Source organism: Pseudoalteromonas sp. UBA6610 (assembly GCF_002433295.1).
GTDB lineage: Bacteria > Pseudomonadota > Gammaproteobacteria > Enterobacterales > Alteromonadaceae > Pseudoalteromonas > Pseudoalteromonas atlantica.
This window is the reverse complement of sequence record NZ_DJHW01000064.1, coordinates 15673-30075: the sequence shown is the minus strand read 5'-3', so window position 1 is coordinate 30075 and position 14403 is coordinate 15673. Positions and strand designations below refer to the sequence as shown.

The window sequence follows — 14403 nt, the reverse complement described above, 5'->3', positions numbered from 1 at the left end:
TACCGCGTAAGCTATAAGAAAAACTAGGTAAGCTTTAATGAGTGATACAGATACCTTGCTAATGCAAGGAATTGAACAACAAACAATGGGGCGTTTTACCGAAGACGCCTACTTAAATTACTCTATGTACGTAATTATGGACCGTGCATTACCGCATGTTGGTGATGGTTTAAAACCGGTTCAACGTCGTATTATTTATGCTATGAGCGAGCTGGGTTTATCGGCCGCTGCTAAATATAAAAAATCGGCTCGTACGGTAGGTGATGTATTAGGTAAATACCACCCGCATGGCGACAGTGCCTGTTACGAGGCTATGGTATTAATGGCGCAGCCGTTTTCTTACCGTTACCCATTAGTCGATGGGCAAGGTAACTGGGGGGCAGCAGATGACCCTAAATCGTTTGCAGCAATGCGTTATACCGAAGCACGCTTATCAAAGTTCTCTGAGGTATTACTTAAAGAGCTAGGCCAAGGCACCGTTGATTGGACGCCAAACTTTGACGGCACTATGGACGAGCCATTAGTGTTACCGGCGCGCTTACCGCATATTTTGTTAAATGGCGTAACGGGTATTGCAGTAGGTATGGCAACCGATATTCCACCACATAATGTGCGTGAAGTAGCCAGTGCCTGTTGTTTATTACTTGATAAGCCTAAAACCGAGCTTGATGAGTTACTTGAGCTTGTGCACGCACCTGATTATCCAACCGACGCTGAAATAATTACCCCAAAAGCCGATATTCATAAAATATACAAAACCGGCCGAGGCTCAATTAAAATGCGCGCGGTGTATACTGAAGAGCATGGCGATATTGTTATTACGGCGCTACCGCATCAGTGTTCAGGGGCTAAGGTGCTTGAGCAAATCGCGGCGCAAATGAATGCTAAAAAGCTGCCAATGGTCGCTGATTTACGAGATGAGTCTGATCACGAAAATCCTACCCGTATTGTGATTGTACCGCGTTCAAACCGCATTAAAGCTGAGCCGTTAATGGCGCACTTATTTGCCACCACCGACCTTGAAAAAAACTACCGTGTAAACTTAAACATGCTAGGCCTTGATGGCCGCCCGCAAGTAAAAGACCTACGCAGTATTTTATCTGAGTGGCTAACGTTTAGACGCGAAACAGTACGCAGGCGCTTACAGCACCGTTTAGATAAAGTACTGGCACGATTGCATATTTTAGAAGGTTTACTTGCTGCCTTTTTAAATATTGATGAAGTAATTGAAATTATTCGCACAGAAGATAAACCAAAACCTGTGTTGATGGAGCGCTTTGATTTAACCGATACTCAAGCCGAAGCCATTTTAGAGTTAAAACTTCGTCATTTAGCAAAACTAGAAGAATTTAAAATACGTGGCGAGCAAGATGAACTGGCCAAAGAACGTGACAAGTTAGAGCAAACGCTTGGCTCAGACCGTCGTATGTCAACGCTTCTTAAAAAAGAAATTCAAGAAGCGGCCGACATGTATGGCGACGATCGCCGCTCACCTGTTATTGAGCGCGTAGAAGCTAAAGCACTGAGTGAAAAAGATTTAATTCCTTCAGAGTCGGTAACAGTCGTGCTTTCTGATAAAGGCTGGGCACGTGTTGGTAAAGGCCATGACATTGACGTAGAAGGGCTTAATTACCGTGCTGGCGATGAATACAAAGCCTCCGCTAAGGGTAAGAGTAATCAGCCTGCGGTATTTTTAGACTCAGCAGGGCGTGCATTTGCAACCGATGCACACAGCTTGCCATCGGCACGTAGCCAAGGCGAGCCAATGACTGGGCGCTTTAACCTCACCACAGGGGCTAATTTTGAGCACGTGGTAATGGGTGAAGATAATCAAGTGCTACTTATGGCCTCTGACGCGGGTTATGGTTTTATTACTGACTTTAAAGACCTAGTAAGTAAAAATAAAAACGGTAAAGCCTTGGTGAGCGTGCCTAAGGGCGGAATTTTACTCTCACCAATCAGAGTAAATGATGTAGCAACCGATTACTGCATGGCCATTTCGAACGAAGGGCGCATGCTGTTATTCCCACTGCGCGACTTACCAAAACTGGGTAAAGGTAAAGGCAATAAAATTATCTCTATTCCAGGGGCTAAAGTGCAAGCACGTGAAGAGTTTGTCAAAGTGCTGGCGGTGGTACCACAAGGCAGTAGCGTTACCCTTCATGCTGGTAAACGAAAGCTAACGCTTAAACCGAGTGACTTGGAGCATTATCATGGTGAGCGCGGGCGTAGAGGTAATAAGTTACCGCGAGGCCTACAGCGTGTTGATGAAGCAGTGGTGGAGTTTACGCCGGCAGATGAGCAAAGTGATGACACATTAGCCGAAGAATAAGCCCGAAATATATACCTCTAACGGCCTGCTTTTGCAGGCCGTTTTTGTTTATCCTGTATTTTTCAGCTTACAGCTGTTCGCTATTGTCTCGTGATCGTCATAAAATCACGTTATAATAGTGAAATATGCGTGGCTTATAGCGCATTGCACACACATTTTGGAGAGAAGTTTGTTAGCTGTTATACGTGTTTTAATTATGGTGCTGTTTATATTTTTCAGCTGCGTGTTTGGGTTGTTACTGTCGATTGTGAGACCGTTTCACCCTAATAATGTGCATGTGATAGCCGGCTGGTTTGGCTCAATGGCTAAAATGTTAGGGGTTAAACTTGTCCTTAAACGCCACCCTGACGCGCTCAATACTGGCCCTGCGGTTTACCTATCAAACCATCAAAACAATTACGATTTATTTACTGTATCGGCTATGGTGCCTGAAAACTGCGTTAGCTTAGGCAAAAAAAGCTTAAAGTGGATCCCATTTTTTGGACAACTTTACTGGTTGTCGGGCAACATATTGATCGATAGAGCTAATCGCTCAAAAGCGGCAGGTACAATTTCAAAAGCCGCTGAAAAAATTAAACAAAAAGGCCTATCTATTTGGGTATTTCCCGAAGGCACAAGAAGCTATGGCCGCGGTTTACTGCCATTTAAAACCGGTGCATTTCACACCGCTTTAAGCGCAGATGTACCCATAGTACCGGTATGTATGAGCACAACTGATAAAACTATTAAGCTAAACCGCTGGGATAATGGTACAATTTACATTGAAATGTTAGCGCCTATATCACTTGATAAAAAAGTGAGTGCCCGTGAACAGGCCACACAAGTGCATAGTATTATGGCTGCTAAAATAACTGAATTAGATGCTCAAGCGAGAGATAAATAATGGAAAACTGGCGTGAAATAAGTGAAGACATCGTAAGTTCACTACTTGAAGATGGCTCTGATCCTGAAATACTTTATGAAGTTGAGCATCATTTTGTATGCGAAGATTTTAGCAAATTAGAGCAAGCGGCACTGGCTGCCTTTAAATTAGGCTACGATGTTGAAGAACCGGCAGAGCTTGAGCTAGAAGATGGCAGCAAAATTTGGAGCTTTGATATTGTAGTCGAAGCTGAGCTAGACGTTGAAGTTATAATGGAAGACGTTGATAAACTTGCAGCGCTAGCTGTTGAGTGTGACGTTGAATACGACGGTTGGGGCACTTACTTTCAAGAGTAAGGCGTTAGCTAGTTGATAAAGGCGAGCATTTATATATGCTCGCTTTTTTTGTGCACAGAGTAAACATGACTCTTTAAACCGCAGCCTATTTTCAGATATTAATTCATTTTTAGTGTAATGGCGCATTAATACCCCCCTTTATTTTGCCTTATTTAACGGCAAAAATTTAATACTTTTCGTGTTACCAATTTTATTTTTGTTATAACCAATTATTACCTTTCATATAAAAAACTTAATTCACCTTAATTTATTCATTAAAAGTTAAGCTTGTTCATATTCCTATTGGTAATAGGGCTTATTTCGACGTACTACTTATTCATTAAATTGAAAAAATATTTTTATTTATTGCTAACCTGTCCCTAATATATAACCTGTTGAATAGTTATAACTATTTACAAGTTGTAAATGCAATATTTAATAAAACTAATACTTATTTGCTATTACATCCTCTGTTGACATATTGGTAACAAAAAATATAGCCTTTAGCTCGCCATATGGCATTAATATTGGTAAGGCCAATTTAAGGGTTTCAGATTGATTTTTGTAACCTGGGTTTTCTTGCCAAATCTATTCATACACAAAAATAGAAACCTGTTTACACAGGGTGATCTAAGTTTTAGTGACTGACACAAAACTAGGTAGTTAGGTTATTTTTATATTCAGGTTTAAAGGAATAAAGATAATGATTAACCATAAAAAACTGTTTTTTTACAGCGCAATTGCGACAAGTTCAGCGCTATCTCATGCTGCAACAATTAATAATGCAGGCTTTGAAAGTGGCTTTAGTAACTGGAACGAAACCGACCCAGCCGCTATTTCTTCAGATGCTTACAGTGGCTCAAAATCGTTAAAAATTCAGGGCAGTCCAGCACGGGTTTATCAAGTGGTAGATATACAGCCTAACACTGAATACACCCTAAGTGCTTATGTGCTGGGTAAAGGGCAAATTGGTGTAAACGATTTAAATGGTTTATTTAAAAACCAAACCTTTAATGTTTCTTCGTGGACTAAAGTAACAAAAACATTTACCTCAGCAAACACCAATACACTTCAGGTTTTTGCTAAACATTACAACAACACCAGCGATGTAAGGTTTGATAATTTTGCCTTGGTTGAGGGCAGCGGCAGTAATGATGGTGGCTCAGATGGCGGCAGCGATAACTCAAATGGTTCAACAATTCCTAGCAGCATAACCAGTGGTAGCATTTTTGATTTAGAAGGGGATAACCCAAATCCTCTCGTTGACGATAGCACCTTAGTGTTTGTGCCGTTAGAGGCACAACATATTACGCCTAATGGTAATGGCTGGCGTCATGAGTATAAGGTTAAAGAAAGTTTACGCGTTGCTATGACTCAAACCTATGAAGTGTTCGAAGCTACGGTAAAAGTTGAGATGTCTGATGGCGGAAAAACAATTATATCGCAGCACCATGCTAGCGATACCGGCACTATATCTAAAGTGTATGTGTCGGATACTGATGAATCGGGCTTTAATGATAGCGTAGCGAACAACGGAATTTTTGATGTGTACGTACGTTTACGTAATACCAGCGGTAATGAAGAAAAATTTGCTTTGGGTACAATGACCAGCGGTGAGACATTTAACTTGCGGGTAGTTAATAACTACGGCGATGTAGAGGTTACGGCATTCGGTAACTCGTTCGGTATACCAGTAGAGGATGATTCGCAGTCATACTTTAAGTTTGGTAACTACCTGCAATCGCAAGACCCATACACATTAGATAAATGTGGTGAGGCCGGAAACTCTAACTCGTTTAAAAACTGTTTTGAGGATTTAGGCATTACAGAGTCAAAAGTGACGATGACCAATGTGAGTTATACGCGCGAAACTAATTAATTAGTGACTTATTATGGCCACTCAATTGAGTGGCCATAATAAAAAAACTTTATTTTATAACCATTTTTTATTTTTAAAGTACACGCCAATACCGCCAGTAAGCACAATTAAAAAAATCACAAATGCACTAAATGCATAAGGGTTTTCGGTGCCAGGTATGCCACCTACATTTACCCCTAAAAGGCCCGTTAAAAAGCCCAGTGGTAAAAAAAGCGCAGCCACAACTGACATTACATACATGCGTTGATTTAATTGCTCAGACACCTGGTTAGTAATGGTTTGCTGAATAATTTGCGCACGCTCTATGGCGCTATCTAGCTCTTCTAAATAACGAATAAGTAAGTTAGTGGTTTCGATTAGCTTTGCTTTATCTTCATCTAAAAGCCAGGGGTAATGGTTATTTACCATTAAACTTAACGCTTCCTTTTGCGGTTTTAAGTAACGCTTTAAGGCAATAGTTTGACGGCGCAGTTGAGATAAACCTTGGTTATCAAACTTTTTACTTGGCTCGTCTATTTCTTCTTCAAATTCATCCAGGGTTTCATCAAGCGTATCAATGACACTTTGCATGCGTGATGTCAGTTTTTGCGTAATAGAGCCGACCAATTCTGATATTGAGCATGGGCCGTGGCCAGCATTAAGCTCTGCTAATATATCTTGAATCGAAAGTAAGCGACGTTTGCGCGTTGTGATAACCACAGATTCGCTAATAAATAAACGAATTGACACCATGTCCTCAGGGCTTTGCGCTGGGTTTAAATTTACACCACGCAAAAACAGCATATGGCCATTGGTACTAGGTGTTAAGCGAGGGCGAGTTTCATCAGCAATAAGCGAATCAAGCTCAAAGTCGGTAAGGTGAGCCTGGCTTTTAAGCCACGTTACTGCCTCGCTTTGGCTGTAGTCCATATGTATCCACAGTTTACCTAGGCTAGGGTGCCAGTTATTTAAATCGCGGGTGTTTTCTATGGCGTGCGCGCCGCCTTTTTCATCAAGCACCAGTGCATGCAGTAAACCATTAATCATATTTTAAACTCATATAATAGTGTATTTTTAATACAGTTAACTATAGTGTATCTGCATAGTGCTTTACAAACTTACCTTAACTTTTAATAAGTTAGCGTTAAGGTAAAACCTATATGCAGGCTTTAATTGCTAAATAAGGCACTAAACAGCAAGGCGCGCATTGTGTGATTAGTTCCTATTAAAGATCAATTTAATTTACTCATCGACTAGATAAATTTATTTCGCTGGTGTTTTTTGCGCCGTAGCGTATAAGTCACTTTTTTATTAAGGGCACATTTATGACAGCAAAGTTAACTGTTGGTTGGCGTGAGTGGTTAAGTTTACCTGAGCTTGGCATCGAGAAGATAAAAGCAAAAGTTGATACTGGCGCCCGCACTTCATGTATTCATGCAATTAACATTGAAGAGTACGAAGAAGGCGAAGAAAAGTGGGTAAAATTTATAGTCCAACCATTGCAAGATGACGAACACACTCAGGTTGCGTGCACTGCAAAGGTTAAAAAAATTAAGGCGGTAACCAGCTCAAGTGGGCAAAAAGAGTTACGCTACTTTATAGAAACAACATTGCATGCAGGGCAGCACAGCTGGCCAATAGAAGTTACTTTAACGAGTCGGGCAACCATGAAGTTTAGAATGTTATTAGGGCGTACAGCCATGGAAAATCGTATAGTCGTTGATCCGGCTTTATCTCATTTATTAGATAGTTAAGGTTTTAACTATGAAAATTGGTATTTTATCTCGCAACAGAAATTTGTATTCAACGCGTCGCTTAATTGAAGCGGCAGAGGCACGCGGTCACGAGGTAAAGGTGATTGATGCGCTTCGTTGCTATATGAATATAAACTCAGAACAGCCAGAAATTCACTACCGTGGTGAAAATTTAAAAGATTTTGACGCCATTGTTCCACGCATTGGTGCATCGGTGACGTTTTATGGTTGCTCTGTTTTACGTCAGTTCGAAATGATGGGGGTTTATCCTGTTAACGAATCGGTGGCTATTTCTCGTTCGCGCGATAAATTACGCTCACTTCAGCTGTTATCACGTAAAGGGGTAGGCATGCCGGTAACCGGTTTTGCCAGCAAACCAGATGACGTTAAAGATTTACTAGAAATGGTAGGCGGTGCTCCGGTTGTTATTAAATTACTTGAAGGCACACAAGGCATTGGTGTTGTACTTGCTGAAACACGTAAAGCGGCTGAAAGTGTTATTGAAGCATTTATGGGTTTAAAAGCCAATATTATGGTTCAAGAATACATTAAAGAAGCCGGCGGAGCCGACATTCGTTGTTTTGTACTTGGCGATAAAGTAATAGCGGCCATGAAGCGCCAAGCGCAAGAAGGCGAGTTTCGCTCAAACCTTCACCGTGGTGGTAGCGCTACATTAGTACGCATTACCCCAGAAGAGCGTAAAACCGCCGTTGCTGCAGCAAAAGCCATGGGCTTAAATGTAGCGGGCGTTGATTTACTTCGCTCATCTCGTGGGCCGTTGGTAATGGAAGTAAACTCTTCTCCAGGCCTTGAAGGGATTGAAGTGGCAACAGGTAAAGATATTGCCGGTATGGTGATTGATTTCATCGAAAAAAATGCAGCTATAAAAGGAACCGCAACCCGTGGCAAAGGTTAAAATTAATCGTCCTTTTACCTTATTAGATGAAAGTGTTGGCGTGGGCGAGCGTAAAACCCTTGCCTTAGAGGCTGCTAAACTTTACACCCATTCACCGCTCAATATTCCTATTGAAGTGGTTAATGGTGTAATGGAAGGCCCAGTGCTGATGGTGTGTGCCGCTATTCATGGGGATGAGCTAAATGGTGTAGAAGTTGTACGCCAGCTGCTCTCTAAAATAGATGCAAGCCAACTGCGCGGAACCATAATTGCTGTGCCGATTGTTAATGTGTTTGGATTTATTCATAAATCACGTTATTTACCCGATAGACGTGATATGAACCGCAGCTTTCCGGGCTCTGAGCGTGGATCGCTAGCGGGGCGTATGGCACATATGTTTTTTAATCAGGTGGCGGTACATTGTACCCACATTATTGATTTACATACGGGGGCTATTCACCGAACTAACTTACCGCAAATACGCGCTAACTTAGATGATGAAGCAACCGCTGATATGGCCAAAGCATTCGGCACACCAGCGGTTATAAATGCATCCCTTCGTAATGGCTCATTACGTAGTGAAGCCGCTAATTTAGGTATACCGGTTATTACTTACGAAGCCGGTGAAGCCCTACGCTTTGACCCTATTGCCATTGCAGCAGGTATGCAGGGTGTGGATTATGTGATGCGGCATTTAAAAATGATCCGCGGCAAGCGTCCTAAAAAACTGCCCGATCCTATTATTGCAGGGTCTACAAGTTGGATACGCGCTGAGGTAGATGGCATTGTACGTGCGCAAGTATCGCTAGGTGAACACGTAGAAAAAGGCCAAGTGCTGGCGTACATAAGTAGCCCATTAGGTGATGCCGAACTTGAGCTTTTAGCGCCTAAAGGCGGTATTGTGATAGGCCAGCAAACTATGCCACTAGTAAACGAAGGGGATGCGGTATTCCACCTTGCTTACTTTGCAAATGATAACAGCTTAGTAGAGCAGCAATTAGAGCATTTTATTGACGAAATAAATGATTTAGATGAAGAGCTTAAAACAGCTGAGCTAAATAATTAGCACTATGTTAGCTAGTAAAAAGCCGCAGTGAGGTTTGCCTTACTGCGGCTTTTTTGCGGGTATGACTTTTAAAACTATGTCTTTTTAGGGCCAATAATCCGTTTTATTACCGGTGCCTTTGTAGGCTTAGGTTCTTTATTTAATACCATAACCGGGCGTGTCACAAACAGGTTATTAGGGTAAACAACTCGGTGCCCATCCACATGCTCAAGTAGCACGTTCATTAAACCTAATTCGACAATGCGCCCTTCTATATGGTTTGCGCCATCAACAATACGCACCCAATTTCCCACATGAAAACCATTTTGAATAAACATGAGTAAAAAAGCGGTAAGGTTACTAAGCAGCGACCAAGCGGCAAATAAAGCGACCCCGAGCATAGCAAATAATGATGAGCCCAAAACTAATAGCCCGCGCAGCTCTATACCCCAAAATATAAGCACTAAGCACAGCACTACAAACGCGAGTATTATTTTTAATAACAGCTCAGCTCTAAATTTACGATGAACATCTACTTTTCCTTTTATGGTTTTTTCGAGCAACTTTTTAGTGACTTTTAATAAAAGAGGAAAAAGTAAAATGGCCATAAGGGTAACAATCAATTTATATTGCGTACCCATTAGCTCTAAAAGCGCAAACAATTCCAAAGTGTGATCCCGTACTGTTTTTAGGAAAATTTAAAGCGCTAGTGTAACGCTTTCGTTTATTGCTCGCTATTTAAAAGGTGTTTTTAACACTTACGAGCCACTGCACCGAATCAACATCGTCGTAGCTATCAAGCGGGGCGGCAATATCAAGGTGGATCATGGTGCCAGAGTTTGCTCTGCTAGGTGCTAAACGCAAACCCACACCAACATTTTTTAAAACATGATCGTTCTCGCCGTTGTCTTCATCGTTAAACCAAGCGCGGCCAACATCAACAAAGCCCGCTGCACCGACTTTAAATAGCTGCAGTAAATCGTATTCCCAGTAATAGCGTTTTTCTAAGCTGACTAAAAAGCTTCGGTCGCCATGCTGGTAATCCATAGGATAGCCACGAAGGCCCGTTTCGCCGCCAAGTGTTAGCTGCTTATCGGCGGTTAGGTTTTTAGCATACTGGGCACGGGCTTTAACAAACCAAGATTGGTTTTCGCTGGTATTTAAGTAGTACTGCACTTCGCTGGTGGCTAAAAAGTTTTCTAGTTGTTTTTGCTCTTTATTCCAATAACCATCCACTTGAGCACTAAAACGCCACAGCGTTCTGTCGGTAGTAAAGTGTGCTTTTTTAGCTTTTAACGAATATACGGCTCTGCTGTCATCATTACTTAGAGATTCATCTGAGTAGCCTAATAGGGCTTTAATATTCCACCCTAAATTTAAATCTTCGGTGCGCGAAATACTGTCAAAATTACGCACTTTTATATAACTGTCTTCAAACCAATGACCACTCACATAGGGGTAACTCAGTTGTCTGTTTTTGGCCAAGGGAGCAAAGGTTGTTTCTATTTCTGCAAAGCTGTCTTTTTGGTTTACATAGCCAAGCGTTAAGCGCTGTGTCCAGCTATCAGATAATGCTTTAGAGTGGCCTAAAAAAGCGCTAAAAAAATCGGTTGTTTGATCAAACTCACTGTATTCATCACCACGGCGATACAACGACTCTTCTCGCTGTTCAGAAAAGCTTTTAATACCATAGCTATAAGGTGTATCTATGGCGTAAAACGGATAGGTTAGCTCTAATAAGTGGCGTTTTCCGTCACTGTTGTCGGCATACTCTAAGCGCCCGCGATACCGGCTAGATAATATATTAGGATCGTCATAAACAAATAAATAACCATTACGATCGCTGTCGGTAGTGCGTGAAAACGATAAACGCTTGCCCCAACCCAGTAAATTTGATTCGCGAAAGCCAATACTCGATTTATTTTCGCCACCGCTGCGACTAAAGCTTATTTCGGGTAGTAAGGTCCATAAATCGCGAGTTACCACCGTTACATCTACGTTGCCGTCGCAGTTTTCAACCGCGCTTATTTGCGCATCATATAAATAGTTTTGTTGGCGTAATAAACGCTCTGACTCAGCGAGCTTTCTGGCATTGTAATTATCGCCTTGTTTAAATAACAGAATATTACTAATAACGTCTGGCTCGGTTTGAATATGCGCGCGGTTGGCAAAACGAAAAAGCGCGTTATTTTCCTCCTCCAACTCGGTATTAAAAACGTTAAGTTGTTTAAGGGTAATTGAGGTTATTTGGGCGTCGCTGCGACTATTAATCAGTGTGGTTTTATCTTCAACCTCACGGCGTAAATTATTGCTTTTGTCTGAGTGAGTTTGCACAGCGGAGCAGGTGTTAGTTTTATTGGGTGGTTGTTGTGCAAAGGCCTTAGGCGCACTAAAGCTTACAAGGGCTAAGCTTATACAACAGTGTGCAATCCATTTTCTATTCACCATTCAACCTCTTCAATACTACTGCAAATATGAGTCGTAATATCAGCTTACATCATTGTTATTACAATGTAAGTAAAAGGTATGGATTTTGAAACTAATTAATTGTTACCGTTACGCACCTTTGTTAATTAGTGCATATGCGAAGTGTTTTAGCTTAAGTAAAAAGCAAGGGCTGCTAATAAATGCTCGGCTTCTTGGCCTTCGCCATTAATCCAAATACTTTCGCTGTAGTGTTCAAAATTTAAATTAAAGGTTTGCTGTTGATAGCTAAAGCGCAATTGATGACGGTCAGCACCCACTGCGTAGTCAATAATTGTTATTTCATCGGCGTGTAAAAACAGTGTGCTCCACAGCTCAAAGTCTTCATCGTGTGGGGCTTCTACCGGGCTTATAACAATGCATTTATGGGCGTGATTGTATTCAATTTGGGTCATAGTTTACTTAATTGCTAGCAAGGTAATTACGAATGGCCGTTAAAAATTCGCCGCCATATTTATTGAGTTTGGTAAAGCCAACGCCCGATACCTTTAAAAATTCGCTGTCGTTGGTGGGCATTAATTGCGCCATTTCGGCTAAGGTTTTATCGTTAAATACAACGTACGGCGGTACATCATCGGCATCAGCGAGTTCTTTACGCAGAGCCCGTAAGCGGGCAAATAGTTTTTTGTCGTAGTTAAACTGCGCCAGTTTATCTTGGTATACGTGCTTAGCTTGTAAGCGCGGCTCGGCAAGCTGTAGAGCGTATTCACTTTTAAGTACAGCGCGTGCTGCTTCGGTTAAGCGCAGCGAGGCACCTTGGGTAATATCTTGGCTTAACAAGCCTTGGTGTATAAGTTGGCGTAATATACTGAGCCAAAATTCACTGCTTTTGTCTTTGCCTATGCCATAGGTGCTGAGTTCGTGGTGGTTGTTGTCGCGTATGCGGCTGGTATTAGCCCCGCGTAATAATTCTACAATATAGCCTAAGCCAAAACGCTGCCCAGCTCGGTACACACACGAAAGTGCTTGTTGCGCTACTAATGTGCCATCAAAGCTTTTTGGCGGGTTAATGCAAATATCGCAGTTGCCACATTGCTCGCGTTTATACTCGCTAAAGTAGTTTAATAGTATTTGCCGGCGGCATGTTTGCGCCTCGGCAAAGCTGGCCATGGCATTAAAGCGCTGCTCTTCTACGCGGCGGCGTTGTTCATCGTCTATGTCTTCAAAAAAGCGCCTAACGCGGCCTATATCGGCGGGATCAAAATACATAATGGCCTCTGCGGCTAAACCATCACGCCCAGCGCGGCCAGTTTCTTGATAGTAGGCTTCAATACTTTTTGGAATATCGTAATGCAGAACAAAACGCACATTTGGTTTATTTATGCCCATACCAAAGGCAACGGTCGCAACGACTATTTGAATGTCGTCGCGGGCAAACCCGGTTTGCACAAATTGGCGCTGCTCGTTGCTCATACCGGCATGGTACGCGGCGGCATTTAAACCTGCATCAGCGAGTTTTTCGGCAATGTCATCAACGCGCTTACGGCTAGTGCAGTAAATAATGCCACTTTGATTTTTTTGCTCTTTTAAATAGCGCAGTAGTTGCGCCATTGGCTTGAACTTTTCTTCGATGGTGTAACGAATATTCGGTCTGTCGAAGCTGCCAGTATGTATATAGGGCTGTTGTAATTTTAATTGCTCAACTATATCAAAACGGGTCGCTTTATCGGCCGTGGCGGTCAGTGCCATCATAGGTACATGGGAAAAGCGCTGCTTAAGCTCATTTAATCTAAAGTAATGAGGTCTAAAGTCATGCCCCCAATGTGATACACAATGTGCTTCGTCAATTGCAAATAAGCTGATATTTAAGTGGCTGAGTCGCTCGGTAAATTCATGCTGAAGCACTTTTTCAGGGGCAACATACAGTAATTTTATTAGCCCTTGGTGCAATTGTTGGTACACTAATTGTTGCTCTTCGCGAGCCAGGCTATTATTAATGTAAGCGGCTTTAACACCTAATGCTTGCAGTTGCGTTACTTGGTCTTGCATGAGCGAGATAAGCGGTGAAATTACCACAGTAACCCCTTCGAGCACTAACGCTGGTACTTGGTAACACACTGATTTACCGCCGCCTGTAGGCAGTAGTACCAAAGAGTCTTGGCCATTAATAGCCGCGTCGATCACCGCTTTTTGGCCATCACGAAACTCGCTGTAGCCAAACACTTGTTTAAGAACCGTGTCGGGCTTGCGGACCAATGTGCTAGGTGTAGGGGTTAGAGTATTCATCGGCGGCTATTTTAGTGTTTTTTTTATAGGATGTCTTTAGCTTAGAGGTAAATGATTTAATTAGTGCCTCGTGGTTTTGCTTCAGGTATGCTTAACTCATCGTACCAGTGTTAATTTAAACATAGAGAATAATAATGAATAAAGAAATGTTAATTGAACAAGTTGGCGCATTGTTTGTAAATGGCATGCCATTTAATCAGTTTTTAAATATCTCGGTAGAGTCGCTCAGCCCTGAGCAAGCTAAAATTACCTTTCCCTGGCAGGATGTATTTATAGGCAATCCTGCACAAAAAATTCTTCACGGCGGTATTATATCGGCGGTGCTCGATAATGTGGGCGGCATGCTTGCAGCAGCCAGTGTTATTGATAAATTAACCGAGCTCGATATCCCTAGCGTTCAGCAAAAGCTGGCTACCTTAGGCACTATTGATTTGCGCACAGATTATTTGCGCCCTGGCAAAGGGGAGGCATTTACAGCCAGTGCTACTTTGATCCGCTCAGGTAATAAAGTGTGTGTATGTAGAATGGAGCTACACAATGAAAAGGCAATCCAAATCGCCTTTGGTACAGGTACGTATTTAGTAGGGTAAAGCTGCTAATTACGTACAGCTA

General features: G+C 42.1%; 13 protein-coding genes. 8 read left to right on the top strand and 5 right to left on the bottom strand.

Annotated elements, in window-relative coordinates:
- Window positions 1-37 precede the first annotated feature (37 nt).
- The 4 genes from parC (at window position 38) to B4F91_RS08770 (ending at window position 5408) form a co-directional block, all read left to right on the top strand.
- Window positions 38-2332 carry a DNA topoisomerase IV subunit A gene (gene parC, locus B4F91_RS08785; RefSeq protein WP_054983759.1) on the top strand — a complete coding sequence of 765 codons (2295 nt, stop codon included), beginning with the start codon at window positions 38-40 and terminating at the stop codon, window positions 2330-2332.
- Between the two features lie 169 nt (window positions 2333-2501).
- A complete protein-coding gene (locus B4F91_RS08780) occupies window positions 2502-3215 on the top strand; it encodes a 1-acylglycerol-3-phosphate O-acyltransferase (RefSeq protein WP_064385697.1) in 714 nt (237 codons plus the stop codon).
- The gene (gene rraB / locus B4F91_RS08775) at window positions 3215-3550 is read left to right on the top strand and encodes a ribonuclease E inhibitor RraB (RefSeq protein WP_004587970.1); all 336 of its coding nucleotides are present in this window, start codon (window positions 3215-3217) and stop codon (window positions 3548-3550) included. The genes B4F91_RS08780 and rraB overlap by 1 nt, the downstream gene beginning before the upstream one ends.
- 682 nt (window positions 3551-4232) lie before the next feature.
- Window positions 4233-5408 (top strand): polysaccharide lyase family 7 protein, encoded by a 1176-nt coding sequence (locus B4F91_RS08770; RefSeq protein ID WP_286937199.1) that lies wholly within the window; start codon window positions 4233-4235, stop codon window positions 5406-5408.
- A 54-nt stretch (window positions 5409-5462) separates the two neighbouring features.
- Here the strand turns inward: B4F91_RS08770 and B4F91_RS08765 are convergent, their stop codons facing one another.
- Complete coding sequence (locus B4F91_RS08765; RefSeq protein WP_286937201.1) at window positions 5463-6434, bottom strand: zinc transporter ZntB; 972 nt, start codon at window positions 6432-6434, stop codon at window positions 5463-5465.
- A gap of 278 nt (window positions 6435-6712) precedes the next feature.
- Between B4F91_RS08765 and B4F91_RS08760 the strand changes: the two genes are divergently transcribed.
- The 3 genes from B4F91_RS08760 to B4F91_RS08750 are packed head-to-tail and all read left to right on the top strand — an operon-like array spanning window position 6713 to window position 9102.
- Window positions 6713-7141 carry an ATP-dependent zinc protease gene (locus B4F91_RS08760; RefSeq protein WP_029772373.1) on the top strand — a complete coding sequence of 143 codons (429 nt, stop codon included), beginning with the start codon at window positions 6713-6715 and terminating at the stop codon, window positions 7139-7141.
- A 10-nt stretch (window positions 7142-7151) separates the two neighbouring features.
- A complete protein-coding gene (gene rimK, locus B4F91_RS08755) occupies window positions 7152-8057 on the top strand; it encodes a 30S ribosomal protein S6--L-glutamate ligase (RefSeq protein WP_004587974.1) in 906 nt (301 codons plus the stop codon).
- A complete protein-coding gene (locus B4F91_RS08750) occupies window positions 8044-9102 on the top strand; it encodes a succinylglutamate desuccinylase/aspartoacylase family protein (protein ID WP_286937204.1) in 1059 nt (352 codons plus the stop codon). The genes rimK and B4F91_RS08750 overlap by 14 nt, the downstream gene beginning before the upstream one ends.
- A gap of 74 nt (window positions 9103-9176) precedes the next feature.
- On the opposite strand, the gene B4F91_RS08745 is transcribed toward B4F91_RS08750, so the two are convergent.
- From B4F91_RS08745 to recQ, 4 genes are all read right to left on the bottom strand, one after another.
- Window positions 9177-9749, bottom strand: coding sequence for a mechanosensitive ion channel domain-containing protein (locus B4F91_RS08745; protein ID WP_024031558.1), 573 nt, complete (start codon window positions 9747-9749; stop codon window positions 9177-9179).
- A gap of 70 nt (window positions 9750-9819) precedes the next feature.
- Window positions 9820-11529 carry a POTRA domain-containing protein gene (locus B4F91_RS08740; protein ID WP_024031559.1) on the bottom strand — a complete coding sequence of 570 codons (1710 nt, stop codon included), beginning with the start codon at window positions 11527-11529 and terminating at the stop codon, window positions 9820-9822.
- A gap of 146 nt (window positions 11530-11675) precedes the next feature.
- A complete protein-coding gene (locus B4F91_RS08735) occupies window positions 11676-11960 on the bottom strand; it encodes a DUF3630 family protein (RefSeq protein WP_024031560.1) in 285 nt (94 codons plus the stop codon).
- 7 nt (window positions 11961-11967) lie between these two features.
- Window positions 11968-13791, bottom strand: a complete 1824-nt coding sequence (gene recQ / locus B4F91_RS08730; RefSeq protein ID WP_054983758.1) for a DNA helicase RecQ — start codon at window positions 13789-13791, stop codon at window positions 11968-11970.
- A 134-nt stretch (window positions 13792-13925) separates the two neighbouring features.
- Here recQ and B4F91_RS08725 point away from each other — a divergent pair, with 134 nt between their 5' ends.
- Window positions 13926-14381 (top strand): thioesterase family protein, encoded by a 456-nt coding sequence (locus B4F91_RS08725; RefSeq protein WP_286937215.1) that lies wholly within the window; start codon window positions 13926-13928, stop codon window positions 14379-14381.
- Window positions 14382-14403: the final 22 nt, after the last annotated feature.